The sequence below is a fragment of the Microbulbifer sp. HZ11 genome, from assembly GCF_000708675.1.
Classification (GTDB): domain Bacteria; phylum Pseudomonadota; class Gammaproteobacteria; order Pseudomonadales; family Cellvibrionaceae; genus Microbulbifer.
In genome coordinates this window covers 218,633-244,173 of record NZ_JELR01000002.1, presented here as the reverse complement: position 1 = coordinate 244,173, position 25,541 = coordinate 218,633, and the positions used below count along the sequence as shown (strand labels likewise).

Annotated in this window: 19 protein-coding genes; 13 read left to right on the top strand and 6 right to left on the bottom strand. The window is 56.8% G+C overall.

From position 1 onward, the window contains the following. Positions 1-55 precede the first annotated feature (55 nt). From purU to AU11_RS08815, 5 genes are all read left to right on the top strand, one after another. Positions 56-892 (top strand): formyltetrahydrofolate deformylase, encoded by an 837-nt coding sequence (gene purU / locus AU11_RS08835; protein WP_043318802.1) that lies wholly within the window; start codon positions 56-58, stop codon positions 890-892. A 218-nt stretch (positions 893-1,110) separates the two neighbouring features. Next, on the top strand, positions 1,111-1,422 hold the full coding sequence (locus AU11_RS08830; RefSeq protein WP_156035238.1) for a hypothetical protein: 312 nt from the start codon (positions 1,111-1,113) through the stop codon (positions 1,420-1,422). A gap of 780 nt (positions 1,423-2,202) precedes the next feature. Next, complete coding sequence (locus AU11_RS08825; RefSeq protein WP_043318799.1) at positions 2,203-3,012, top strand: 4-vinyl reductase; 810 nt, start codon at positions 2,203-2,205, stop codon at positions 3,010-3,012. Between the two features lie 109 nt (positions 3,013-3,121). Continuing rightward, on the top strand, positions 3,122-3,817 hold the full coding sequence (locus tag AU11_RS08820) for an MHYT domain-containing protein (RefSeq protein WP_197023809.1): 696 nt from the start codon (positions 3,122-3,124) through the stop codon (positions 3,815-3,817). Positions 3,818-4,010: 193 nt separating this feature from the next. After that, positions 4,011-4,745, top strand: coding sequence for an MHYT domain-containing protein (locus AU11_RS08815; RefSeq protein WP_043318796.1), 735 nt, complete (start codon positions 4,011-4,013; stop codon positions 4,743-4,745). 77 nt (positions 4,746-4,822) lie between these two features. Here the strand turns inward: AU11_RS08815 and gcvP are convergent, their stop codons facing one another. Continuing rightward, positions 4,823-7,714, bottom strand: coding sequence for an aminomethyl-transferring glycine dehydrogenase (gene gcvP, locus AU11_RS08810; RefSeq protein ID WP_051687111.1), 2,892 nt, complete (start codon positions 7,712-7,714; stop codon positions 4,823-4,825). 492 nt (positions 7,715-8,206) lie between these two features. Between gcvP and AU11_RS08805 the strand changes: the two genes are divergently transcribed. Further along, positions 8,207-9,955: a diguanylate cyclase domain-containing protein gene (locus AU11_RS08805; RefSeq protein WP_043318794.1), complete on the top strand. Its 1,749-nt coding sequence runs from the start codon at positions 8,207-8,209 to the stop codon at positions 9,953-9,955. A 235-nt stretch (positions 9,956-10,190) separates the two neighbouring features. Further along, entirely contained in the window at positions 10,191-10,448 is a 258-nt protein-coding gene (locus AU11_RS08800) for a putative signal transducing protein (RefSeq protein ID WP_043318792.1), read from the top strand. A gap of 12 nt (positions 10,449-10,460) precedes the next feature. Here AU11_RS08800 and argS read toward each other — a convergent pair whose 3' ends face one another. Next, the gene (argS, locus tag AU11_RS08795; RefSeq protein WP_043318790.1) at positions 10,461-12,197 is read right to left on the bottom strand and encodes an arginine--tRNA ligase; all 1,737 of its coding nucleotides are present in this window, start codon (positions 12,195-12,197) and stop codon (positions 10,461-10,463) included. Positions 12,198-12,367: 170 nt separating this feature from the next. Here argS and sbcB point away from each other — a divergent pair, with 170 nt between their 5' ends. Continuing rightward, positions 12,368-13,807 (top strand): exodeoxyribonuclease I, encoded by a 1,440-nt coding sequence (gene sbcB / locus AU11_RS08790; RefSeq protein ID WP_043318789.1) that lies wholly within the window; start codon positions 12,368-12,370, stop codon positions 13,805-13,807. Positions 13,808-13,958: 151 nt separating this feature from the next. Next, the gene (locus tag AU11_RS08785; protein ID WP_043318787.1) at positions 13,959-14,975 is read left to right on the top strand and encodes an aspartate carbamoyltransferase; all 1,017 of its coding nucleotides are present in this window, start codon (positions 13,959-13,961) and stop codon (positions 14,973-14,975) included. Between the two features lie 74 nt (positions 14,976-15,049). On the opposite strand, the gene AU11_RS08780 is transcribed toward AU11_RS08785, so the two are convergent. The 3 genes from AU11_RS08780 to AU11_RS08770 all read right to left on the bottom strand — a co-directional run bounded on the left by AU11_RS08780 (position 15,050) and on the right by AU11_RS08770 (position 18,825). After that, a complete protein-coding gene (locus AU11_RS08780) occupies positions 15,050-16,321 on the bottom strand; it encodes an aminotransferase class I/II-fold pyridoxal phosphate-dependent enzyme (protein ID WP_043318786.1) in 1,272 nt (423 codons plus the stop codon). 204 nt (positions 16,322-16,525) lie between these two features. Continuing rightward, positions 16,526-17,395 (bottom strand): DUF6279 family lipoprotein, encoded by an 870-nt coding sequence (locus AU11_RS08775; RefSeq protein ID WP_043318784.1) that lies wholly within the window; start codon positions 17,393-17,395, stop codon positions 16,526-16,528. Between the two features lie 65 nt (positions 17,396-17,460). Then, positions 17,461-18,825 carry a substrate-binding domain-containing protein gene (locus AU11_RS08770; protein WP_051687110.1) on the bottom strand — a complete coding sequence of 455 codons (1,365 nt, stop codon included), beginning with the start codon at positions 18,823-18,825 and terminating at the stop codon, positions 17,461-17,463. A 466-nt stretch (positions 18,826-19,291) separates the two neighbouring features. Between AU11_RS08770 and nagK the strand changes: the two genes are divergently transcribed. From nagK to AU11_RS08750, 4 genes are all read left to right on the top strand, one after another. Continuing rightward, positions 19,292-20,242 (top strand): N-acetylglucosamine kinase, encoded by a 951-nt coding sequence (nagK, locus tag AU11_RS08765; RefSeq protein WP_043318782.1) that lies wholly within the window; start codon positions 19,292-19,294, stop codon positions 20,240-20,242. Positions 20,243-20,334: 92 nt separating this feature from the next. Then, positions 20,335-21,378, top strand: a complete 1,044-nt coding sequence (nagB-II, locus tag AU11_RS08760; protein WP_231491776.1) for a glucosamine-6-phosphate deaminase NagB-II — start codon at positions 20,335-20,337, stop codon at positions 21,376-21,378. Positions 21,379-21,399: 21 nt separating this feature from the next. After that, the gene (gene nagA / locus AU11_RS08755; protein ID WP_043320274.1) at positions 21,400-22,527 is read left to right on the top strand and encodes an N-acetylglucosamine-6-phosphate deacetylase; all 1,128 of its coding nucleotides are present in this window, start codon (positions 21,400-21,402) and stop codon (positions 22,525-22,527) included. A 71-nt stretch (positions 22,528-22,598) separates the two neighbouring features. After that, entirely contained in the window at positions 22,599-23,930 is a 1,332-nt protein-coding gene (locus tag AU11_RS08750; protein ID WP_043318780.1) for a sugar MFS transporter, read from the top strand. Positions 23,931-24,215: 285 nt separating this feature from the next. On the opposite strand, the gene AU11_RS08745 is transcribed toward AU11_RS08750, so the two are convergent. Continuing rightward, entirely contained in the window at positions 24,216-25,262 is a 1,047-nt protein-coding gene (locus tag AU11_RS08745) for a LacI family DNA-binding transcriptional regulator (protein WP_043318778.1), read from the bottom strand. Between the last annotated feature and the right edge of the window lie 279 nt (positions 25,263-25,541).

The following is a 25,541-nucleotide window of genomic DNA, read 5'->3' as shown; positions in this document are numbered from 1 at the left end:
AGGAATGCGCATAGTGTATAGTCAGCCCTCTGAACAATTAGTCTGATTTTTGACGATGGAAAAGAAGATACTGCTAACGGACTGCCCGGATGCGAAGGGCTTGATCGCTAAGATCACCAACATCTGCTACAAGCACCAATTGAATATCACCAAGAACGACGAGTTTGTGGACCGGGCGCAGGGGCGTTTCTTTATGCGCACGGCGCTGGAGGGCATTTTCAACGATGTCACCCTGCTGGAAGACCTCGATCTGACATTGCCCGAGGGCGCTTCACGCAAGCTCGTGGCCAGCGGTCGCAAGCGGCTGGTGTTGATGGTCACCAAGGAATCCCATTGCCTCGGTGATATTTTGATGAAGTGTTATTCCGGCGCTCTCGATGTGGAGATCGCTGCGGTGATCGGTAACCATCAGGTGCTGCAGCCGCTTGTGGAAAAATTTGATATCCCGTTTCACTGGGTGCCTGCCGATAACCTGGAACGGGCTCAACACGAGGCAAAGGTCACCGAGCTGGTTGACCGCTATGATCCCGATTATCTGATCCTGGCGAAATATATGCGGGTACTTACGCCGCAGTTCGTTGCGCACTTCAAGAGCCGTATCATTAATATCCACCATTCCTTTTTGCCCGCGTTTATCGGGGCAAAGCCTTACCAGCAGGCATTTGAGCGCGGTGTGAAGATTATTGGCGCTACCGCGCACTTTGTGACGGATGATCTGGATGAGGGGCCGATTATTGAGCAGGACATTATCCATGTGGATCATGGTTACTCTGCGGAATCGATGGCCAGCGCTGGCCGGGATGTGGAAAAACAGGTGCTGAGCCGGGCACTGCAGCTGGTATTGGAAGAGCGGGTCTTTATTCACGGTAACCGTACCGTAGTCTTTAAATAGCCATTAGGCCATTAGATGGCGTCATACCGGCGAATATCGCTATCCAATTCTGTAGAGTGTTTACTCCGCATGTGAGCTGGATTCCGATCCTGGTCCGGGATGATGCTTGTCGAGATAAATTTGAATGGGGAGTTATTGTGGTTACTCGTTGCGCAATCGCATTTTCAGCTTTAATTTTGGCCGGTTGTGCCAGTGAGCCCACAGCACCAAACCCCGGTTTGAAAGAATCGTTCCACACCGAGATCGCGGCAAATGGGTCCAAACGTTTTACCTATTCCCTGGAAATGGCTGCGCCGCAGCTTCGGGGGCCTTATACCGAGAGCCCGCAAATGCGCGGAGGTATGGTACGACAACAGGACCTGGGGCGCGGGCGTGCCGGCCGCGGTCAGCGTGTGGATTTTGATTACGCGATGGAATTGAAATTGCGGGAAACCGGCTTCTGTCGGGACGGTTACTTTGTGATCGATCGCGTGGTGTCTCAGCTGGGTGGCGAGGTGAGGGGGGAATGTCGGGATGCTGCCGCGAGATGATCGCGGTAGCTGAGGTTGACCATCTGCCAAATGGCTGCCTAAAAACCAGACAATGAAATTCGCGACAAGATAGAATTATTTCCCAATAATATGTTATTGGACGCTATTCCAATCATTCTTATCGAGATTTTTAGAATTTTAAACCAGTATTGCTCGACCCTTGCGTGCTTCTTCTGTCGCCATATCCATGCCTTCCCCCCGCGATAGAATTTTCCCCGGTTAAGAATTGCTCTATTTGAAGGCTTTTCTGCAACTGCCAAATACTTTAATAGTTAAAATCTATAGGGGTGATTGTCACTTTTTTCATTAGGAGAGATATTCCTATCAATAGGGTTTCGCGCCGTGTACCCCGTTAGGATGGTTTCGCGGCTTTCATAATTTTTATAGTGATTATTTTGCGAATTTCAGGCATCGCTTCCCATCAAAAATTGGCGCTAATTTAGTTAGGTTGTTGCCTCTTTAACCGTTTGTAACCATTTGTAGCTAATAGATAGTCACAATGGACTGCTTGGTCATTTCGTTTCCTCCCTGTTCTTCTCGTTCACTCTGGCCTTATTTATCCATTGATTTGACGACCGCTTGAGTCCGGACTAAAAAATAGGAAATAAGTGCTATAACTAATTATTAAATTAGTGAACTGGTTAACACCGTAAAGTCATTTCTTTTTGAATCGAACGTATTTTCCGGTCACAGGTATGGCCCCGTGTCATTACCGGATGCAGTAATAAAAATAGCGATTAACGCGAAGTAAAAAGATTATTAAAAGAAACAGGCGGCAATATGGATATTGAAGTAACCGTATTTTCTGACATCAAAGATGGCTTATTGCGGGAAATGGGGAGTGTTGTTATTGCGTGCGGTTTTACCTTACATCGTCAGCGCATGATGTCGACCCCCACTGGTGTGCAATTGTGGTTAAAACTGAGTGGAGACAAGGGCCGGCTGCTCGAACTGGAAGACCAGTTGAGTTCCCATCCTCTGGTCACCGGTTTCGAGGCTGACCACTCGCCTTCCGTGCAGGCAAACCCTGTAACTAGCCCGGGTGTACAACAGGGCCACAGTGCCACGGCGCGCAGGGCACCTGCGGCTACACCAAGGGCGGCGCAGGCAGCGGCGACACCTCGTAAAAAACCTGCGGCTTCCACACCGGATATCAGCATCGTTGAGCCGGTGTTACCCAAGCTTGCAAAAAGCTACCCGAAAATTTTCCCACAACTGCTGGAGCTACAGCAGCAGGTCAGCGACGCGCAATGGGGCCCCAGCCTGAAGTTTATCGGGGTACGTGTTGGAGCCTGGGTATACAAGCGGGATTACGCTCTGGGCGGCCAACTGGATCTAAAAAGTGCGCTGCGCCAGATTGCGCAACCGGCTCTGCGTGCCTTACTGCCCGCGGAAACGCACGATTTTGCGGTGCACGTGAAAAACAATCCATTCTGTCTTCCGGGATCACATTGCCGCAATGGTGACTTTTTCTGTGGTTTCCTGCAGGGGCTGCTGCATGAATCGGGAGCGAGCAGTCGGGTGGTTGTCCGGGAAGTGCAGTGTCGGAGTGAGGGCGCCTCTGAGTGTGTGTTTGAGGTGGTTGATTGACCGGTTTTTAACAGGGTTGTTCGTTACGTTTTCGATTGAAAAATAAATCCTAAGATGGGGAAGGGAAATGGTCGCAGAATATAATCCAGTGCTCGTAGGGCTTTCATTTTTGGTTGCAGTATTAGGCTCATTTACTGCGTTACAGCTGGCGGTGGCAATTCCGGCTGCGCGGGATGAGGCTGAAAAGAAAAAGGCGATTATCAAAGCGGGTGCCGCAATGGGCGGTGGCGCTATTTGGACGATGCACTTTATCGCCATGTTGGCTTATGACATGGGGATGTCGGTGACATACGACGTATTTCTGACCGTACTGTCCGCGTTTATTGCAATGGCCGCTTGCTCTGTTGGTCTTGGTATCGCGGGTATTGGGTTATTCAGCTTTGACAAGCTTTTGCCCGCCGGGATCTTTATGGGTTGCGGTGTAGCCGGTATGCATTATATGGGGATGGCGGCAATGATTATGCCCATGGAAGTTTCCTATAACCTGAACATTCTGATTATCTCGGTAATTATTGGTGTAATCGCATCCTGTGCCGCTTTGTGGATGGCATTTCATATGCGTGGGAAATTGCAGATGATCGGTAGTTCCCTGCTGATGGGCGTGGCCGTTTGCGGCATGCACTACACCGGTATGGCGGCCGCGCGCTATGAGCACACCAATATTGTCAATGAGGCGTGGTTCGCAGGCTCATTGGGTGGTGAATACCTGGGTATCAGCATCTTCCTGGTTGTGACCACTTCGTTGGTGCTGACCCTGGCCATTGGCAGCCACCGCCGTCGCCAGCGAGAAGAGCTCGCTATCTGACAGTCGCTAGCCTCCCAACCTAGATAGCCGGAGCCATGCTCCGGCTTTGGCGTTAAAATCTCCATATTGGCATTCCGTTCATCTGGTCGACCAGTTTAGCGTAAAGAACTGTTAAGGCCCGACGGTCACATTTTGCTCTCCCTATAATCCGCGGCTTTTCGCCTCGGCACTAAATTTTTAGGGAGAAAACTTAATGCTTGATCAGTACAGCCTGCCACTGGTTGTTCTTTCTTACGCAATTTCCGTTTTGGGATCGTTTGCAGCGCTACAGCTGGTTACCGGCATCCGCGAGGCGATCCTCAAGGCCGACCGCTGGCGGGCTATCGCTTTTGCCGGTCTGGCGATGGGCGGGGGCGCCATCTGGTCCATGCATTTTGTGGGTATGCTGGCGCTCGAGTCGCATATGCCCATGTCTTACGACGTGTTTAAAACCCTGCTCTCAATCGTCATTGCGGTAGCCGCCTGTACCGCAGGCCTCGCGATTCTCGGCGCACGGCGCTTTACCCTGGAAAAGCTGATGCCGACCTCTGTTTTTATGGGGGCCGCGGTGGCTGGTATGCACTACATGGGGATGGACGCCATGCTGATGCCGGCGGAAATCGAGTATGATCTGAATATTCTGATTATTTCCGTACTTATCGCGGTGGCGGCGTCATTTGCGGCACTGTGGATGGCGTTCCATCTGCATGGTTCGTGGCAAAAATTTGGCAGTGCACTGGTGATGGGGATTGCGGTGTGCGGCATGCATTACACGGGGATGGCAGCGGCCAGCTACCAGCACACCGACACCGTTCCGGAATCCGGTTTTCTGGGGGCGCTCAGCAGTGAGTACGTAAGTGGTGCTACGGTGGCGATTAGTCTCGGCATTATCGCTCTGGCTTTGCGGGTAAATCACTGGTACCGGAATCGTCAGTTAGTCCCCGCATGATTATTTTGCGCTATTTGTAGGCGCAAACAAAAAAGCCGGAGCATTGCTCCGGCTTTTTTGTGTCTGTCGTCCCGGACTCAGTCCATATAGCTCTCGACTGGCGGGCAGGAACAGATCAGGTTGCGGTCCCCGTACACATTGTCGATACGGTTGGACGCGGGCCAGACCTTGTGGTGCTTCAACCACGGGGCGGGGCGGCCGGCGACTTCGCGACTGTAGGGGTGAGTCCACTCGTCGCTCATCACGTCGTCTTGGGTGTGTGGCGCGTTGTGCAGGGGGTTGTCCTCTGCAGAGTATTTTCCGTTGGCCACGTCTTCCGCTTCCTGGCGGATAGTTGCCATGGCTTCCACGAAGCGGTCCAGCTCTTCCTGGGCTTCGGACTCGGTGGGCTCGATCATCAGGGTGCCCGCTACCGGGAAGGACATGGTAGGCGCGTGGAAACCGAAGTCCATCAGGCGCTTGGCAATGTCTTCTTCGGTGATTCCGCTGGTTTCTTTTAACGGGCGCAGGTCGATCAGACACTCGTGGGCGACAAAACCGTTGCTGCCTTTGTACAGCAGCGGGTAGTGCTCACTCAGTTTCTTGGCCACATAGTTGGCGTTCAGGATCGCGGTCTCGGTGGCCAGTTTCATACCCTGTTTACCCATCATGCGGATATACATCCAGCTGATCGGCAGAATGCTGGCGGAACCCCAGGGGGCTGCGGAAATAGTACCGTTGACCGGATCGTTGCCCGGTACTTCGGTCACCGGGTGGCCGGCCAGGTAGGGCTTCAGGTGCTCGCCAACGGCGATCGGACCCATGCCGGGGCCGCCGCCACCGTGGGGGATACAGAAGGTCTTGTGCAGGTTCAGGTGAGATACGTCACCACCGAACTTGCCAGGAGCCGCGACACCGATCAGGGCATTCATGTTGGCGCCGTCGATGTACACCTGGCCACCGGCGTTGTGGACCAGCTCGCAGATCTCGCGAATACCTTCCTCGAACACACCGTGGGTGGATGGGTAAGTGACCATCAGCGCGGCGATACGGTCGCCGTGCTCCTCGATCTTCGCTTTCAGGTCGGTCACGTCCACGTTGCCCTTGTTGTCACAGGCAACCACTACCACCTTCATGCTTACCATCATGGCCGATGCTGGGTTGGTACCGTGGGCAGAGGCGGGGATCAGGCAGATATCCCGCTGGCCTTCGCCTTTTGCTTCCAGATATTTCTTGATCGCGACCAGGCCCGCGTATTCACCCTGGGAGCCAGCGTTCGGCTGCAGGCTTACGGCGTCGTAACCCGTACATTCCGCCAGCATGGCTTCCAGTTGTTTGAACATCTCGCGGTAGCCTTCGGCCTGGTCGGCGGGGGCGAACGGATGCAGCTTGCCAAATTCTGGCCAGGTCACCGGGATCATTTCCGCGGTGGCGTTCAGCTTCATGGTGCAGGAGCCCAGCGGAATCATGCTGTGGTTCAGGGCGATGTCCTTGGACTCCAGGGTCTTCAGGTAACGCAGCATTTCGGTTTCGGAATGATGCGTGTTGAACACCGGGTGGGTCATAAAGTCGGTGTCGCGCTGCAGGTTGGCCGGTACGCCGGCAACACCCTTGGCGGAGAGTTCGCTGTCGATCTTCTCCAGATCCAGACCGTGGTCGGTGCCGGCGAAGATGTTCAACAGTTCGGAGACGTCCGCCAGCTTGGTGGTTTCGTTCAGGCTGATGCCGAGAGCATCGCTGCCCACTTTGCGCAGGTTGATTTCTGCCGCGATAGCGCGATCAAAAATTTCAGACTGCTTGTCGCCCACGGCAACGGTGAGGGTATCGAACCAGCTGTCGTGGGTCAGGCTCAGGCCCTTTTCTGTCAGGCCGGCGGCGAGAATATCGGTGAGGCGCTGGATGCGCGCGGCGATGGTTTTGAGGCCTTCGGGGCCGTGGTAGATCGCGTAGAAAGCGCTCATCACCGCCAGCAATACCTGAGAGGTACAGATGTTGGAGTTGGCCTTTTCGCGGCGGATATGTTGCTCGCGAGTCTGCATGGCCATACGCAGGGCACGCTTGCCTTTACTGTCTACGGATACGCCGATGATACGGCCGGGGGCGGAGCGTTTGTAGGCTTCACGGAAGGCGAAGAAGCCGGCGTGCGGACCGCCGTAACCCATGGGGATACCGAAGCGCTGGTTGCAGCCGACCACCACATCTGCGCCCATGGTGCCCGGCGCTTTCAGGGCCACCAGGCTCATCAGATCTGCGGCGACGGTGACCAGCGCGTTGGCTTCGTGCACCTTGGCGATCAGGTCGGTCAGATCCCGCAGCACACCGGTGGAGCCCGGGTACTGGAACAGGGCACCGAACAGTTCTTCTGGCAGCTCGGTTTCCGGGTTGCCGACAACCACTTCAAACCCGAAGTGTTCGGCACGGGTCTGTACCACGGCGATCGTCTGCGGATGGCAGTCTGCGTCCACAAAGAAGACATTGGATTTGTTGCGCTTTGCCTGGCGTTTGCACATGGCCATGGCTTCAGCGGCGGCGGTGCCTTCGTCCAGCATGGAGGCATTGGCCAGTTCCATGCCGGTGAGGTCCATGATCATCTGCTGGAAGTTCAGTAGGCCTTCCAGGCGACCCTGAGCGATTTCCGGCTGGTAGGGGGTATAGGCGGTGTACCAACCCGGGTTTTCCAGCACATTGCGCAGGATCACGTTGGGGGTGATGGTGTCGTGATAGCCCATACCGATATAGGTGCGGAAGATCTTGTTGCGTTTGGCCAGGGCTTTCAGTTCCGCGAGCGCTTCCTGCTCGTCTACCGCGTCGGCCAGGGCAAGATCATCGGACTTGCGGATGGCGGCGGGCACGGTCTTTGCAATCAGTTCATCCAGGGTAGCGACGCCGAGGGTGTCGAGCATGGCCTGGGTCTGCGCGGCGTCCGGGCCGATATGGCGGCGGATAAAGGCGTCGTGCTGTTCCAACTGCTTGAGGGAAGGCTGGGTCATGGTGGTTGGATTCCTGTAAACGCTGACGGCGTTTGCCGACGGCTTGCCGGGAAACGCGAACGCTCAAAAGTAGCAAAGTGGATCGGGAAAGCGGATCCGTCCAAGTTCACGGGGCACGCGGGTCAGTGACCAACGGTTTCCGAGTTCGGCATTCGGTAATAATGGTGTGGCAGAGTGAACATGCCCAGTTACCGGCACCGCTGCGTCGGTGAGACGTGCACGCGCGGTGGGGTAATACCGGTCGCCAGAAGGCGCGCATCTTAGCAACCGCAGTGTGTGTGGGCAATTGGTGAACTATCTGGTCAAAGTTATGCTGGGAGCGGGTCAGATTTGTGACATAAATCCTGTTTTTGGCAATGTGGCGCTATTTTTGTCTGCAGGCGCAGTAGCCCCACCAGCCGGTCTGGAGAATTGCGCCATACTCAAAGATTGATAAGAAGCTGTCGCAGGAGTCGCGTACAGCCAACGACCCAGGGAATAAGGGGATCTATCGTGTTGCCTTCGGCAAACGTCAACACTCTGCGCTTTAAAGCCTGTCTGCTTTCCGCATTGCTGGTCGTGGCGATGTGCCTGTTTTTTATCCTGCTGGGCAACGGCAGCCTGCAGTCTCTGCTGACCAAAAATCGCGAACACCGGCACCTCAACTTTCAGTTTCAGGTAGCAGGCCTGTTGCAGCAGTCCCGTCTTGAGATGGCCCGTTTGGCAGAGTTGATTGCCCTCAATCCCCGTGGGCATATTTCATCACGGGATGAACTGCGCAAGGCGATGGACCGGCAGTGGGAGCTGCTTCAGCAGAGTTGGGATCTTCACTCGTTAAAAATCTACGATGCCGACAGCAAACCGGTATTGAGCTGGGGTGCGCCATACAGTCAATTGAGTGCCGAGAAAGTGGCGCAGGTGCTGATGGGTGGTCAGCCACTGGAGCAGGTGGCGTGCGAACCAGGCTGTGTACAAAGCCTGTCGGTACCCATGCGCGCCCGCGGTGGGGACTACGTTCTGCAGATTGAGCGTCCCCTGGCAAAACAGCTGCAACGCTTTCGCGAAATGACTGGCTCTGATATCGGCATTCTGTCGGCGGAGCGCTCCCTTCATATCACCGGGGAAAATGGAAAATATCTTGCCAGTTGGCGGCGGGAAATTCTGTCGCTGACCTCCCGTGAGCGAATGTTGCCTTTGCTGAACCGGGTTGCCGGTGAAGTGGCGGCGCTGGACGAGCTGCACCAGCACGCGCGACTGTACGAACTGGACAATCGACAATTTGATATTCGCACCATGAATGTGGGTGTGGACGAACATGGTGCACGATTTGTATTTATCGAAGATGTATCCGGTCAGGTGGAACACATCGATGATTCGGTACAGCTGTTGTTATTGTTTTCCGTGCTCGGCGCACTGATTTTCAGTGCAGCAGTAGCGGGGACGCTATGGGGGCCAATCGTGCGACTTCGGCGACTGGCTCAGGCATTGCCTCTGCTGACCAATGGCCGCTTTGACGATGCGCGTCAATTGATCCGTCCGGTACAAAAAAATCCGGAAAAGTGCGATGAGTTGGATGTTCTCGATAATACCGGCCTTACCGTCTGCAACCAGCTGCAGGATATGCATGAGATGGTGTCGCGCAAGACGGCCCAGCTGGAACAGATTGCCATGCACGACAGCCTGACGGGGCTGGCGAATCGTTTCAGCCTGCTGGAACAGTTGGAGTTTCATCTGCAACTCGCCCGTCATCAGCCCGAGAATGTACAGGAGCAGAGCTTTCTGTTTTTTATCGACCTGGATGATTTCAAGCAGGTCAATGACACCCTGGGGCACCAGCGAGGGGATGAGCTGCTGTGTGTCATCGCGCGGCGCCTGCTTAGTGTTATGCGGTGTGGTGACATTGTTGCACGATTGAGTGGTGACGAATTCTGTGTGTTCGTGCGTGGGGTAAAAGGCGCGGAGGCCCATGGTGTTCTGGCTGAAAAGCTTCTGAATACCGTCGCGCAACCGGTAAAAATCGCCGACAAACTGGTCACTGTTACCATGAGCGTGGGCGTGGTTGCGGTCGACGGCCACGAAGAAACCCTGGAGGGAATATTGCAGAAAGCGGACATGGCCATGTACCACGCCAAGCGACACGGTAAAAACAAATACCAGTTGTACACCGAGACATTGCCGGTGTATGCAACTGAAGGCAGTGAAGCGGTATGTGCCAGTGTGGTGCGGCCGCTGGAGTTGGTTGGCTCATCGAAAAATCGCTGATGGATTTTCAGACGCGCCTCGCCAATATGCGCCGCTATTGCCGCGAATTTCTTTCGCTATAGACAGGCGCTGTTTGTCCGGTTGGTCTATCTTTAATTTATCCCGATCCGTTTTTCCACGCGGATGTACCCCCAGAGTGCTGGAACGGCGGAATATTTTTTCACAACTGATGTTCGATCTGACACCGAGCCACAAGCCCGGAACCCAGGGTCAGCAAGGTTAACCAGTCCGCACTATGGCGAGCAAAATCTACACCACCGACGACCAGCTTCTCAGCAGCTATCTGCGCAATCTTCTGCAATCTGCCGGTTACCCGGTACTGACGCAACAAACCCGGGTGGAGCCAGCCATCGAGGGTGGAGACGGTGTAGGAAAGGAAGGGAGCGGACAGGGCAATCTGGATTGGCAATCTGAGCTCTGGCTGATCCACGATGCAGATCTTGCCAGCGCCCAGCAGGTACTGCAGCAGGCACTTTCCCGGGAAAGCGCCTGACAACTATTTGCGTTACATTTTTTCCAGGGTCTCAATACCCAACAGGTCGAGACCAGTAGACAGGGTGCGGGCTACCAGGTCGCACAATTGCAGACGACTCTGCTTCTCTTCTTCACTGACCCCTTCTTTGAGTACCGGGCAGGCTTCGTAGAAGCCCATGTAGGCGCTTGCCAGTTCGTACAGGTAGGTACAAAGCACATGTGGGAAGGTATCTTTGGCTACCTGATCCAGTACTTCGCCGAACTGATTCAGCTTGATGGCCAGGGCGCGTTCCGCATCGGTATTCAGCAGGATATCGCCTTTCAGTTCTGACGGGTCTACGCCGGCGCGACGGAAAATACTGCGCACACGGGTGTAGGCGTATTGCAGGTAAGGCGCGGTGTTTCCTTCGAACGCCAGCATGGCATCCCAGTTGAACACGTAATCGTTGGTGCGGGTTTTGCTGAGGTCGGCGTATTTCACCGCACCGATGCCCACCACTCGACCGATCTCTGCCTGCTCTTCTGCACTCAGCTCCGGGTTCTTTTCCGCCACCAGTGCAGTGGCGCGTTCAACGGCTTCATCCAGCAGCTCCGCCAGTTTTACCGTGCCCCCGGTGCGTGTCTTAAACGGTTTACCGTCGTCGCCCATCATGGTGCCAAAGGCGCAGTGTTCCAGTGTCTGACTGTCGGCGATGTAGCCGGCCTTGCGCGCTACGGTGAAGGCCTGCTGCAGATGCAGGGTCTGGCGCGCGTCCACCACGTATAGTATGCGGTCTGCTTTCAGGACATTGGCGCGGTAGCGGATGGCGGCCAGGTCGGTTGTGGCATAAAGATAGCCGCCGCCTTTCTTCTGGATGATCACCACGCTGGGATTGCCTTCCTTGTCGGCCATTTCTGGTAGGAAGGCGACGATGGCCCCCTGGTCTTCCACGGCGATACCGCGCTCGATCAGGTCTTTCACCAGTACCGGCAGGTCGTCGTTGTACTGACTTTCGGCGTAGACGTCTTTGCGTTGCAGGGTAACGCCCAGCTTTTCGTAGATCTCTTCGGCGTGGCTGATGGAGATGTCGATAAAGCGCTGCCACAGCTTCAGGCAGTCCGCATCGCCGCCTTGCAGTTTCACCACATATTCGCGGGCGCGATCAGCAAAGCCTTCTTCCTCGTCGAAGCGGACCTTGGCCTCACGGTAGAAGACCTCCAGGTCCTTTAGGGCCACCTCGGCGTCCTGGTTTTCCATTTTGTCCGCCAGATGTGCCAGCAGCATGCCGAACTGGGTACCCCAGTCGCCCATATGGTTTTGGCGGATCACCGTGTGCCCCTGGAACTCCAGCAGGCGGGCGAGGGCATCGCCAATGATGGTGGTGCGCAGGTGGCCCACGTGCATTTCTTTGGCGAGGTTGGGGTGGGAGTAATCCAGCACCGCGGTCTGCGGTTCAACGGCCTTACGGATATTCAGGCGCGTATCGGCGCGCGCGGCGGCGAGGGTGCCGGCCAGCCAGGATTCACTCAGGTGGATGTTGATAAAGCCGGGACCGGCCACTTCCACTTTTTCGATCATGGGCTGTTCACCCAGGTTCTCGATGATTTTGGCTGCCAGCTCGCGGGGATTACTGCCCACTTTTTTGGCCGCTGCCATGGCGCCATTGGCCTGGTAGTCACCAAAGCCCGCCTTCTTGGCCGGCGCCACCGCCGGGGTGCACTCGGCGGGAATTCCCGCGGCGGTCATGGCGGTCTGGAAAATGTCGTTAAGCTGCTGGCGAATATTCATAAGGGGGGCATTATCCCGTGGCGATTCTTGAAAATGGGAGTATATCGAAGAAGGCGGGATTTTAATGGGCGATGAGGGCATTGCAACCTGCGCGATGATTGCCCGGTGGGTTACCATGGCGCGCAGTTGGTGGATACACCTGCAGACGGAATAGGAAAGGGGAGAACGCTTTGTCTGGGACAACCTTGTATTGGCACGATTATGAGACCTGGGGGGTAGACCCGGGGGCAGACAAGCCCTCTCAATTTGCCGGTATTCGCACCGACGAAGACCTGAACGTGGTCGGCGAACCTCTGATGATCTATTCCAGGCCCGCAAGCGACTGCCTGCCGCAGCCCATGGCGGCGCTGGTGACCGGACTGCCCCCCCAGAAGGCCCACGCCGAAGGGATGCCGGAGATCGAGTTTATCAAACGGATTCTTGCGGAACTGGGGGCGCCGGGTACCTGCGGGGTAGGTTACAACAGCCTCCGGTTCGACGATGAAGTCACCCGCCATACCCTTTATCGCAATCTGCTGGACCCTTACGAGCGGGAATGGAAGTCCGGCAACAGCCGCTGGGATATCATTGATATGGTGCGGCTGACCTACGCGCTGCGTCCGGATGGGATCCAGTGGCCGCAGCGGGAAATCGCCGATGGTGTGCGGGTGCCGTCATTCCGCCTGGAGGAACTGACCGCGGCAAACGGGATCAGTCACGAGGGGGCCCACGATGCATTGTCGGATGTGCGGGCCACCATTGATATGGCGCGGCTGATCCGCGACCGACAGCCCAAGCTTTACGACTACGTGTACAACCTGCGCCGCAAACAGGAAGTGGCCAAAATCCTGAATCCTCGGGAGCGCAAACCCCTGTTGCACATCTCCGGTAAGGTGCCTGCGACACACGGCCACCTCACTTATGTCCTGCCTCTGGCCATGCACCCGGTAAACCGCAATGCGGTTATCTGCGCCAACCTGGCCATGGATCCGCAGCCAATCCTCGATCTGGGTCCGGAAGCCCTGCGCGAGCGTCTCTACACCGCCCGCGACAAGCTGGGCGAGGGCGATCTGCCTGTGGGTCTGAAGCTGATCCATATGAATCGCTGCCCGGTACTGGCACCGGCGAACATGCTTTCCGACCAGCGCGCCGCGGACCTGAAGATCGACAAGGCGGCCTGTGCGGCCAACTGGCAGAAGCTGCAGGGGCTGGATCTGACCGAAAAGCTGCATCAGGTGTTCCTCGACGGGGAGTTCCCGGCCAAGGATGTGGAGGCGCGTCTCTACGATGGCTTTATGAATGACGCCGACCGCGACCTGTGTCGACAGTTGCACAGTGCGCTGACAAGTCGCGGTCCGCAAGCGCTGTCTGGACAGGCGCAATTTTCTGATTCCCGCTTGCCGGAACTACTCTTCCGCCTGCGGGCGCGCAACTTCCCCGAGACGCTGAATGAGGAAGAACAGGAGCGCTGGGAAGCGTGGCGTTACCAGCGGCTGACGGATCCCAAGTTCGGGGCGAGTATTACCATGGAAGCCTATTTCGAGGAAATTGCGCGATTGCGGGAGGAGTTCCCGGAGCGCAGTGACCTGCTGGATCAACTGGAAGCCTGGGGCGATGCACTGTTGGGCTAGCCGGGCGCTGGTGCATCTACCACAGTCCCCGACTGTTCCACGCGCCCTCCCGCGCGTAGAATACCGCCCGCCCAGCCGCCGGTGATCCCGGCGCACTTCAGAGGCTATTCAGTCGCTATCAGCGCATAATCGCGCAACTTGTGGAGCAGCAATGGACTTTATCGGTGCCAATATCCTTTCCGTCAGCCAGTTTGAGCGGGACGACATCGACCGAATTTTTGCCGTGGCGGACACCATGGTTCCTTACGCCCGCCGGGAAAAAGTCACCCGTGTCCTTGAGGGCGCAATCCTCGGCAACATGTTTTTCGAGCCCAGCACTCGCACCCGGGTAAGCTTCGGCTGTGCCTTCAACCTGCTTGGCGGCACGGTGCGCGAGACAGTGGGGGTGTCTGCCAGCTCCCTGGCCAAAGGCGAATCTCTGTACGATACCGCACGGGTGCTTTCCGGTTACTCGGATATTATCTGCATGCGCCACCCGCAATCCGGTTCGGTCGCCGAGTTCGCCGCCGCCAGTCGCGTGCCAATTGTGAACGGTGGCGACGGTGCCAACGAGCACCCCACGCAGGCGCTGCTCGACCTGTACACCATTCGCAAGGAACTGGAAGGCAAGGGCGGTTCCCTGGATAACTTCCGCATTGCCATGATCGGCGATCTCAAACACGGCCGTACGGTGCACTCCCTGTGCAAACTGCTGTGCCTGTTTAAAAATGTCCAGCTGGTTCTGGTATCGCCGCAGGAGCTGGCAATGCCGGAAGCGGTGGTCGAAAAGCTGCGTGAAGCCGGGCACCAGGTGGTGGTGACGGATCAGCTCGAGCCGTCGATCAAGCATGTGGATATCGTGTACTCCACCCGTATTCAGGAAGAGCGTTTTGAATCTCAGGCCGACGCCGATCGCTACCGCGGCCGTTTCCGTCTGAATCGCGATATTTTCACCCGTCACGCAGAGCCCAATACCGTGATCATGCACCCGCTGCCGCGGGATTCCCGCGCGGAAGCCAACGAGCTGGATTCGGATCTGAACGAACACCCGAGCCTGGCGATTTTCCGCCAGACGGACAATGGCCTGCTGGTTCGCATGGCATTGTTTGCGATGTTACTGGGGGTGGAAGACAAGGTGGCGCAGTACGCGCGGCCGATTACCTGGCAGACGCGGCGCAATCAGATTTGATACTTGTGTAGAAAATCAGAAATTAAAAAAACCGGCAAAATTGCCGGTTTTTTTAATTTTTGCGGAGTGAGAAATCAGCTCGCTAATGCGTTGCGCACGCTCGCCAGTTTTACGCACAGCACAAATACCGACATGGCCGTGTCCAGTTCTTCCAGAGGTGGGAAGCTGGGGGCAATACGGATGTTGGTGTTTTCCGGATCTTTGCCGTAGGGAAAGGTCGCACCGGCGGGGGTCAGTTTCACACCGGCGTCGGCGGACAGGCGAATCACCTCTGCCGCTACGCCCGGGCGTGTATTAAAGGAAACGAAGTAGCCACCGGCGGGTTTTTCCCATTCGCCCAGATCGGTGTCGGCAAAGTTTTTCTCCAGGTGCTCCAGCACACAGGCAAACTTCGGGCGCAGGATTTCTGCATGTTTTTGCATGTGCTCTTTTAGCTGGGTCAGCTCCGGAAACAGGCGCGCGTGGCGCAGCTGATTCACTTTGTCCGGGCCAATGGTCATCGCTGACATCTGCTGCTTGAGGGAGGCCAGGTTGGCGGGGCTTGCGCTGACAAATGCCACACCGGCACCGGCGTGGGTCACCTTGGAAGTAGAGGCGAACTGCAGTACCGAGTCGGCGGTATCATTACCCAGTGCGGCCTCGCGGATATTCGGTAGTTTTACCTGGTGGTCAAGGTCATGAATGGCGTAGGCGTTGTCCCAGAAAATGCGGAATCCGGGGTTGGCGATTTTCGCCAGTTGCGCCAGGCGGTCGACGGTGTCGGCGTCGTAGGTTACGCCGGTGGGGTTGGAGAATTTGGGGACGCACCACAGGCCAATGATCTGGTCGTCTTCGCGAATCTTCTGTTCCAGTGCGTCCATGTCCGGGCCGGTGGCGGTCATGGGGACTGTGTCCATGGCGATGCCGAGTTGCTCACAGATTGAGAAGTGGCGGTCGTAGCCGGGCACCGGGCACAGGAATTTGGGCGCGCGCATGTCCTTCCACGGCTGGTTGCCGGCAAAGCCGAACAGATAGCCGGTGAGGACCGCGTGATACATGAGGGTCAGGGAGCTGTTGCCGCCGGCCATCACTTCATCGAAGGGTACCTGCAGGATGTCTGCACCCAGCTCGCGGGCGGCGGCAATGCCTTCCAGGCCGCCGTAATTGCGGGTGTCTGTACCGTCTGGCGCGCGGTAGTCTCCGTTCAGAATACCGTCAAGGCTGTCGGACAGAGAGAGTTGGTCCGCCGCCGGTTTACCGCGGGTGAGGTCCAGGCTCAGGTTGTGCTGACAAATGCGCTGGTATTGCTGGTCCAGTTCTTTTTCCCACTGTTGCAGCTGGTCGCGTTGGGCGGTCTCGATACGCACGGAAAATCCTCTTCTCTTGATGGACAACTCTTGACAGACAACTTCCCCAGGAAGTTTCCGGGACGGGAGCTTATCAGCAGAGGGCGGATTGCGTCATGTTTTATGACACTTTTTTGCCGGAAAACCCGGTAAAAACAGCGAATTACGGGAGAAAAAGTGGCAGGGAATTTGTTGCAGTTGAAACAGACTAGGGTTGCCGGGCAGTCAGTGTTGCTGTGCCGCCAGGTGTCGAAAGTCTGCGGCGTACTCCAGGAGTGTGTTTTTCAGATGAGCACGTTGCTCTGGCGTAGCACTTTCAAGAATTTCCGTAGCGAGGGTTCTGGCCTGAGCGCGCAACTGATCCTGCATCTTGCGATAGTCGTCCGACCACAGGGATTGAGGATCGATCAGCAGGGCGCGCAAGCGGGCCTCATAGCCTTGTGGTTTATTGCGCAAAGTGTCGAGAAATGCCGCAGTCCATAGCTGCCGTTGGGCATCCCGGCGTTTGGGGTCGAAGGTGGTGGTGGCGACCTGCCGATCAATCATGGACTCCTGTGCGCCCGTCAGGTCGCCAAGCCAGCGCTCTGCCTGCTTGCGAAACTCCTTTTCCCGCTTGCGCTGCGCTTTGTCCCACTTCTTCAGAGACTTCTCACGCTCATCTTCCATGTTCTCACTGAGCTGATCGATCTGTTTGTCATCCAGTTGCACCAGGATCGGGAGCATCAGATCGCTCAACATCGTGATCGAGGCGTGCCAGAAAGCGTCTACGCGGGCTTCGATGGCCGCCAGTTTCGTCGGGCTGGTGTCGGCGTCGTCGACCTTGCCAGCAAGCTCTTCGAGATAATCCGCGTAGCGGGGCAGTTGCGTCTGGCGGTGCCAGCGATGAAACTCATCGACGCGTTGCTGCAGCAGGTCTTTCTGGGCGCCATCAAGATCGAGATATTTATTCAGGGTGCGGTCCATCCACCAGTCAAGATGGCCATAGGCGAGGCGCACACTGGAACAGGCGGAAAGCAGCAACAGAAGTGCCGCCATCAACAGGATGACAGCACGGGAGCTGGGGCGAGAGGATTGCGTCACGATTGCGGTGGTCATGGCGTTAAATATAGTTGCTGTACCCGACCACCGCTGTTTCTTTGCGTGTTACTTTGGCTGATTCGTCAATTTATCCAGACTTCGACACGACTGTTTTTCACTGGCCCCTGTTCACTATCGGCAGTGAGCGGTGCAAAGGCGCCAACCGCCATAATCTGGCTGTCGCCCATTTGATGATCCCGCAGAAGTGCCCCCTGAACCTTGAGGGCGCGGAAGCGTGAAATAAGGTCCGCGATATTCTGGTTGGATTTGCGGTCGGAAAAACCCACCAGGGTCAGCGATAGGTCGCGGTTTTCCTCCTGAGCCATAAATTCCTGCAACCGGTGCAGGTCGCGCAGGGCACGGTTGTCCAGCTCTGTGCTGCCATCGGCAAAGCGGAATGAGATGCTCAGGCGCGATCCGTTCTCCATCAACTGGCGATAGCTATCCGGTGCGTTGGCGTAGGCGGGCAACTTCAGGGACACCGGTGTCAGGTTGATAAAACCGATTGCCTCAACGATCTTCTGCCCTGCGGGAGACTCAACGAACTTCAGAAAAGCATCGACCTGCGCGTTGAAGCGCCCCGGGTTGCGGTACAGGTACAGGCGTCGAGTGAGGGGGAAGTCCTCGGTGGCGATAATGCCACGATCCGGGACCACCGCCGCCAACTCCCCGGACTTGATTGCGACCTTGTGCATGCCATCGGAATCTGCAAATGGCAGGTAGCCAATGGCGGCGCGATCCTGCTCAACCAGCGCACGGGTCTCGTGGTTACCGGAGACCTCGTAAACGAAGGGTTTTGCCGGGCGGGTGCTGCCGAAAACTTCGCTGTCGAAAGTGGCACGGGTGCCCGATTCGATATCCCGGTGTAGTGGCCGTATCGGCAGATCCGGGCCGCCCAGTTGGGACCAGTTGCGGATCTCGCCACTGTAAATCTGTGCCAGCTGTGCGAGGGTGAGGCGATTGATTGGGTTGTCCTTGTGCACAGTGATCACCAGTGCATCGAGGCCAATGACGTGCTCTGCCTGGGCACTGGTGAAGTCACCAAAACGCGCCAGTAGCTCGACTTCTTTGCCTTTAATACGCCGCGAAGCCATGCCGATGTCTGCGGTGTCGCTATCCAATGCTTTGAAACCGGTGCTGGATCCCAGAGCGATGATAGGTACCACTACCTGCTCACCCTCAAGGTCCGCGTGAATCCAGTGCTTTTCGCCCTCGGTGCGCTGCCGGATTTCCGTCGCTCCTAAGGATTTCAGGTAGTCTTTTACCAGTGCGGGCGCGAGGTCTGCCCCCACGGTGTTGGAGCCGGTCAGGCGGAATAGAACCCGACTGCTGTCGGCGGCAGACGCGAGACCACTGAACAGCACGCCTGCAGTCAGGACAAGCCGCAGCAGTACTGCGAGTAAATCCTTCGGTAAAATTATCCCTCGGCGCGATAGATCGCGTTTCATTCTGCCCCCTGTCACTACGAAATACGTTCCCAAGGCTCGCGCTGGTGATTGCTGTTACTTGTAATCCAGCGCGGGCGCGCGCTTTATCGCAGAAAAGTGTGACCAATTTATTGCAAGTGGATTGAGCTGGTCCACACGCGCGAGGGGCGGTTACCGGGTCGAGGTGAAGACGTGGGGGAAAAGATTGAAGGTTGTTTTTTGTACGCCTGCCACCGTCGGGGCTGGCCCTGAGGGGCTATGGCGACGTTTTTTTCACCAAAAGGCACGGAAATTCAGCATATAATGGGACAAATCTTCGGGTTTTTTTTGAAAAAAGGCATGACAACGCTGTCATTTGTCTTGTAGTATTTCTCACATATTGGCAGAGGCGTCGATGACGCCCAGCTGGAATCCTCTGGGGCGCAGTGAATGCGGTGGGGAATCCGGCAAGGACACATAACAATAGAAAATCTTAGGGGCCGGTTAGATGGTTGCTTTGAGAGACAGCAGGGACATTCTTTTCATTGGCGTCGATGGCGGTGGTAGCAAGTGCCGTGCATCAGTCTATGACGCCAGCAATCGCCTGTTGGGCACCGGAGTCTCCGGGCCCGCGAACCCCCTTCATGGCTATGCGCAAACCATTGATTCCATTGTGCGTTCTGCCGCACTGGCGGTGGCCGATGCCGGCCTGCCTGCGGAAACTCTGGGAGAGCTGGTTGCAGGTGTGGGTCTGGCTGGGGTGAATATGCCCCGTCTCTACAACGAGATGAACGCCTGGGCACATCCCTTCAAGCAAATGTTCCTTACCACGGATCAGCACTCGGCATGCCTGGGTGCGCACCGGGGAGGAGATGGTGCCGTGATTATCGCTGGCACCGGGTCTGTGGGTTATTCGTGGGTGAATGGCCGCAGCGTGATTGTCGGTGGTCATGGTTTTCCTCACGGCGACAAGGGCAGCGGTGCCTGGCTGGGGATGGAAGCGGTCAAATACCTGTTGATGGCGATGGAGGGCCTGGCGGGAGACTCGGACCTGAAGGGCGAGTTGCAATCCGCGCTGGGTACCAATGACCCCTACGATGTTATTGAAATGATGGCCGGCAAGCCTTCCAGTCAGTATGCCAAATTGGCGGTGCCGGTAGTGGAATGTGCCGAGGCGAATTGTCCGGTAGCGGCCTCGATCATGCGTGATGGTGCTGCGTACATCAGTGACCTCGCAGACAAGTTGATGGAGGGCAAACCTCCGCGCCTGTCCATGATCGGTGGCCTGGCGCCGCGCCTGAAGCCCTGGCTCAAGCCCCATGTGGCGGAGCGGGTTTCCGATCCGCTGGATCCGCCGGAGCTGGGCTGTGTCTACTTTGCCCAGCACTCTCTGGCGGCGCTGGGGGAGAGTGAGTCCACAGCGCGTGAAGAGGCGGATGCCAAGGCGCTGTTCGGGTAATAAACCCGGAATCTCTTTGAACGACAGAGCCAGATCGTTAGAACACACAGGTTGTCGGAAGACGACTTCAGAAAAAGTTACGGATAGATTTTATGAGCGCAGTGACCTCTGGTGAGGCCAACAAGGTGGATGCATCTATGGCGATGACAGTAATGGAAACCGAGGCTCGTGAAGCCCCGAGCCGGATTGCCGAACAACTGCAGAACAACGCACCGATCATGGAAGCGTTGGGCGAACGACTGCGCAGCAAGCCGCCGCGTTTTGTGATGATCGTGGGCCGTGGTTCTTCCGACCACGCCGGTGTATTCGCCAAGTACCTGATTGAAATTGAGACCGGCACACCGACCTTTGCGGCGGCACCGTCTGTTTCCAGTGTTTACGGTAAAAAACTGAAGCTCGAAGATGCGCTGGTCATCGTAATTTCCCAGTCCGGCCGCAGCCCGGACATCCTCGCCCAGGCGCAAATGGCGAAAGACGCCGGCGCCTACACCGTCGCGCTGGTGAACGACGAGAGTGCACCAATCAAAGATATCGTCGATCAGGTAGTGCCGCTGAAGGCGGGCCCTGAACTGGCCGTTGCGGCGACCAAGAGCTACCTGTGCACCCTGTCTGCGGTGCTGCAACTGGTGGCCAACTGGACCCAGGACGAAGAGCTGAAAGCCGGCGTTGAGATGCTGCCGCAAACCCTGACCGATGCCATCGAATCCGACGTGCAGCTGCGCCCGGAAGATCTGGCTGCCGTGAAGAACCTGGTGGTTCTCGGCCGTGGTCCCGGCTACGGCATCACCCGCGAGCTGGCGCTGAAACTGAAAGAAGTGTGCAGCGTCCACGCGGAGTCTTTCTCCAGTGCGGAATTCCTGCACGGTCCGGTCACTCTGGTAGAGCAGAAGCTCACCGTGGTGAACGTGCCCATTGAAGACGAGTCCTACCAGGCCCACAGCGAGCAGATCGCCGATATCATCCGTCGCGGTGGCACCCTGATCAATCTGCACGTGCCGAGCAAAGGTGTACACCCGCGCGTTGCACCGCTGCCTCTGCTGCAGCGCTTCTATATCGACGTTGCCCATGTGGCGGTAAGCCGGGGTATTAACCCGGACGAGCCGGCGGGTCTGAAGAAAGTTACCCAGACCGTTTGATCGCGGATAAGGATTTTGGACGTGGTACAGGCATTTATCGCACAACAGTTATTCGACGGTGAGCAGCTACTCAAGGATGTAGCGCTGACCGTTGACGGCGGCAAGGTGATTTCCCTCGGCGGAACCCCTGCGGCTGACGCTGTGCGATTGCAGGGTTTGCTGGCGCCAGGTCTGATCGATGTACAGGTCAACGGTGGCGGTGGTGCGCTGTTCAATAACGACACCAGCGTCAACGCCCTCGGCAAAATGTCTGCGGCTCACGCCCAGTTCGGGACTACCGGCTTTATGCCCACCCTGATTACCGATCAGGTGGACGTTATGCAAAAAGCCGCCGACGCGGTCAGTGCCGCCCTGAAAGAAGGCGTGCCCGGTGTCCTCGGCGTGCATTTTGAAGGCCCGCACCTGAGCGCGCCGAAAAAAGGCACCCACGAAGAATGTTTTATTCGCCCGCTCAGCGATGAAGAGCTGGCGATTTACGCCCGGGACGACCTAGGCCTGAAGATGGTCACCCTGGCGCCGGAAAACGTTTCCCCGGAAGACATCGCCAGGCTGGTGTCGCTCGGTGTGAAAGTCTGCCTCGGCCACTCCAATGCCGATGGCAAGACCGCAGCCGCGGCGGTAGCCGCAGGCGCGAGCGGATTTACCCATTTGTACAACGCCATGTCGCCGCTGCACTCCCGTGATCCCGGCATGGTGGGTACCGCGTTGATCAGTGACGATTGCTGGTGTGGATTGATTGTCGATGGCCACCACGTGAGTCCGGAAGCGATCACCCTCGCGCTGAAGGCCAAACCCCGCGGTAAGATCATGCTGGTGACCGATGCCATGTCACTGGTGGGCAGCGACGAGCAGAGTTTCCCGCTGTTTAATCGCATCGTCACCCGCGACGGCGACAAGCTGACCTCCAATACCGGCGAGCTGGCCGGTTCGCACCTGGATATGATCGGCGCGGTGCGCAATATTCGCGACTGGTGTGGTGTTGAATTGACCGAAGCCCTGCGTATGGCCGCTCTCTACCCGGCGGAATACCTGGGTTTTGCCGGTGGCCGCATCGCCGAAGGCGCTGCGGCCGATATGATTTTGATGAACGACGATCTTCAGGTGCAAAAGACCTGGATCGGCGGACAGGAAGTCTTCTCCGCGGGCTGAATGCCCGTGACAAAAACAAAACTGATGACGAAATGCATAAACGCTAAATAACGATAATTAAAGGTGAGCCTATGAATACCGCAGTTGTTAGCCAGGGTGAAACCCGCAGCAGTATCCTGCCGATGACCATCATCGGTCTGTTGTTCTTTATCTTTGGTTTTGTAACCTGGCTCAACGGAGCCCTGATCCCGTTCCTGCAAACCATCTGTGAGCTCAGCGCCTTCCAGGCCATGCTGGTAGCTTCCGCTTTCTATATCGCTTACACCGTAATGGCGTTGCCCATGGCGGCCATTATAGAGCGCACCGGCTACAAGACCGGTATGGCCCTTGGCCTTGCGTTGGTTGCCGTCGGTGCACTGATTTTTATTCCCGCCGCTTACAGCCGTATGTTCGGCGTCTTCCTGCTGGCACAGTTTGTCGTGGGCTCCGGTCTCACCATTTTGCAGACTGCGTCCAACCCTTATGTGGTCAGAGTCGGTTCGCCGGAAACCGCCGCGGTGCGTATCTGCGTGATGGGCTTGCTCAATAAGGGTGCTGGTATTGTTGCGCCGCTGGTGTTTGCGGCTCTGGTGATGTCTGGTATCAGCGGTATTTCTGAAGCAGAGCTCTCTGCACTCTCTACCACCGCGAAAGATGCCAAGCTGGACGAGTTGGCTGGCCAGATGGTGAGCCCTTACATCGGCATGGCGGTACTCGGTTTCGTGTTGGCAATCGCCATGATGTTCGCACCACTGCCGGATATTGAAGACGAGGTGGTGGAAGGTCAGGAAGATATGGCGGTTAACCTGCCGGCACTGCTGAAATTCCCACAGCTGATCCTGGGCTCTATCGCACTGTTCTTCTATGTGGGTGTGGAAGTGATTGCCGGTGACGCGATCGGTCTGCTGGGCAAACAGGCGGGCCTGGATACTGCGGTCGCTTCTGTTCTGACGTCCTACACCATGGTGTTTATGGTGCTGGGTTATATCTGGGGCACCATCGCTATCCCGCGCTTTATCAGCCAGCAGACTGCGCTGCTGATCTCTGCGGTGCTGGGTATTGTCTTCACTATCGCGGTGATGACCGGCTCCATGGAAAGCACCGTGATGTCCTCCGCGACCCTGGCGCTGTTCGGTCTGCCTGAAATCCCCAACGCGGTCTACTTTGTTGCGCTGCTGGGTTTTGCCAACGCCATGTGCTGGCCGGCAATCTGGCCGCTGGCGCTGGAAGGCCTGGGTAAGTTCACCTCCAAAGGTGCCGCCCTGCTGATCATGGGTATCTCCGGTGGTGCGGTTCTGCCGCCCCTGTACGGCCACTTCGCCGACACCGGTGATGGCCAGTTGGCCTACGTGATCTCCATCCCGGCTTACCTGTTTATCCTGTTTTACGCCCTGAAAGGGCACAAGATGCGCAGCTGGAAATAACCTCCGGTTATCCAGCTGGCGCTACAGTCAGTCTAAGTTTCTTTTTAAAGTTTCTCTCTTTGGTTCTCGTCATCTTTGCCCTCCTAGTGAGGGCTTTTTTTTGGAGGGGAATCACCGAAGAGCTACTGCGCACATGCCTGGCGGCGTCCGGCGGTGCTGGTGCGCCAGCCCGGTCAGGATACTCATGTATTAACATACATTCCGTTCCTTCCGCTCCGGCGGCCACCACCAGACAGGTGCTCGCTACGCTTTTCGGCGATCCTCGAGCTGTGAGGTAAATTCCGTTTAAGCCGGGGATTGGCCGGTGGAGTCGCGGACCAGGAGTTCGGGGACGAATTTTTTGGTGATGCCGGCGTCTTTGTTGGCGGAGGCGCTTTCGGAGGCGCTTTTGCTGCGGGCTTTATTGAGTACCAGGGCGGCGGCGCATTTGGCGATTTCGCTGTTGGGCTGGTGCGCGGTGGTGAGTTTGGGCCAGGTCTGGCGGGAGAAGGGGCTGTCCTCGAAACCGACGATGGACAGTTGCGCGGGAATTTCGATGTGCATCAGGCGGGCGGCGAAAAGTGCGCCGGCCGCCATCTCGTCGTTACTGGCAAAAATGGCGGTGGGCGGGTTGTCTTTTTCCAGCAGTGCTTTGGCCCCGGATACACCCGAGTCAAAAGAGTATTCCCCGGGAATAATCAGATCCGGGTCGATGGAGATACCGGCTTGTTGCAGCGCTTCCTTATAGCCCTCCAGTCGCCCGTGGGTGGAGACGTGTTCCTCGCCCCCCGCCAGAAACCCGATACGCTTGTGGCCGTTTTCAATCAGATGTTTGGTGATGTCGAAGGCGGCTGCGGTATCGTCCACCTGAATGCAGTTGTCTTCGTCCCCTTCGGCGGCGCCACTGGAAACGATGCGCACATAATCCAGTCCGAGTTTTTTGACCTCATCGATTACCGACTGTGTTTCCGAAAAGGGCGGCGTTAGTACCAGGCCCGCCACTTTGGAGTGCTCCACCAGTGCGCGCAGCTCGTCATTTACGTTAGTGGACTTGGAATTACTCGGGTGAATCAGTAGTTCGTACCCTCGTGCCTTGCATGCCTCGAGAATACCGTTCTGCATATCGATCACATAATAGGCGTTGGGGTTATCGTAGATCAGGGCAATGGTGTAACTGCGGGTGCCCGCCAGGTTGCGCGCTGCCAGGTTGGGTTGGTAGTGCAGCGCTTCCACGGCATCCATCACTTTCTGGCGAGTAGCGGGGCGCACCGACGGCTCGTTGTTGATCACCCGGGAAACGGTCTTGATCGATACCCCGGCTCTTGCGGCCACGTCGTTGATGGTGCTCTTCATTGTTGGCTGTGATCCTTGATGGGTCCTTGTTGGGTCCTTAAAAGGTCCTTGTTGGAATGATTCCGTAATTTGCCTATCAAGCAAGTTTACCCGGTTCTGGCGCGAACGACGATGGCCTACGGGTCACCGAGTGATCCGGCCTATTCCGGGTGTGAAATAAAACTACAAACCCAATTGACAGCTTTTACCAACTGTGTGACTCTGGCGCCAAATTGACAGCGTTGTCATTTGTTTTTGTACAGGTTGGCAGTTGCTTCCGGGGCCGGGAGTCAGTTGCCG

Coding starts and splice junctions, on each gene's coding strand:
- purU (WP_043318802.1), top strand. CDS start 56: ATGGAAAAGAAGATACTGCTAACGGACTGCCCGGATGCGAAGGGCTTG.
- AU11_RS08825 (WP_043318799.1), top strand. CDS start 2,203: ATGGATATTGAAGTAACCGTATTTTCTGACATCAAAGATGGCTTATTG.
- AU11_RS08815 (WP_043318796.1), top strand. CDS start 4,011: ATGCTTGATCAGTACAGCCTGCCACTGGTTGTTCTTTCTTACGCAATT.
- gcvP (WP_051687111.1), bottom strand. CDS start 7,714: ATGACCCAGCCTTCCCTCAAGCAGTTGGAACAGCACGACGCCTTTATC.
- AU11_RS08800 (WP_043318792.1), top strand. CDS start 10,191: ATGGCGAGCAAAATCTACACCACCGACGACCAGCTTCTCAGCAGCTAT.
- argS (WP_043318790.1), bottom strand. CDS start 12,197: ATGAATATTCGCCAGCAGCTTAACGACATTTTCCAGACCGCCATGACC.
- AU11_RS08785 (WP_043318787.1), top strand. CDS start 13,959: ATGGACTTTATCGGTGCCAATATCCTTTCCGTCAGCCAGTTTGAGCGG.
- AU11_RS08775 (WP_043318784.1), bottom strand. CDS start 17,395: ATGACCACCGCAATCGTGACGCAATCCTCTCGCCCCAGCTCCCGTGCT.
- AU11_RS08770 (WP_051687110.1), bottom strand. CDS start 18,825: ATGAAACGCGATCTATCGCGCCGAGGGATAATTTTACCGAAGGATTTA.
- nagK (WP_043318782.1), top strand. CDS start 19,292: ATGGTTGCTTTGAGAGACAGCAGGGACATTCTTTTCATTGGCGTCGAT.
- nagB-II (WP_231491776.1), top strand. CDS start 20,335: ATGAGCGCAGTGACCTCTGGTGAGGCCAACAAGGTGGATGCATCTATG.
- AU11_RS08750 (WP_043318780.1), top strand. CDS start 22,599: ATGAATACCGCAGTTGTTAGCCAGGGTGAAACCCGCAGCAGTATCCTG.
- AU11_RS08745 (WP_043318778.1), bottom strand. CDS start 25,262: ATGAAGAGCACCATCAACGACGTGGCCGCAAGAGCCGGGGTATCGATC.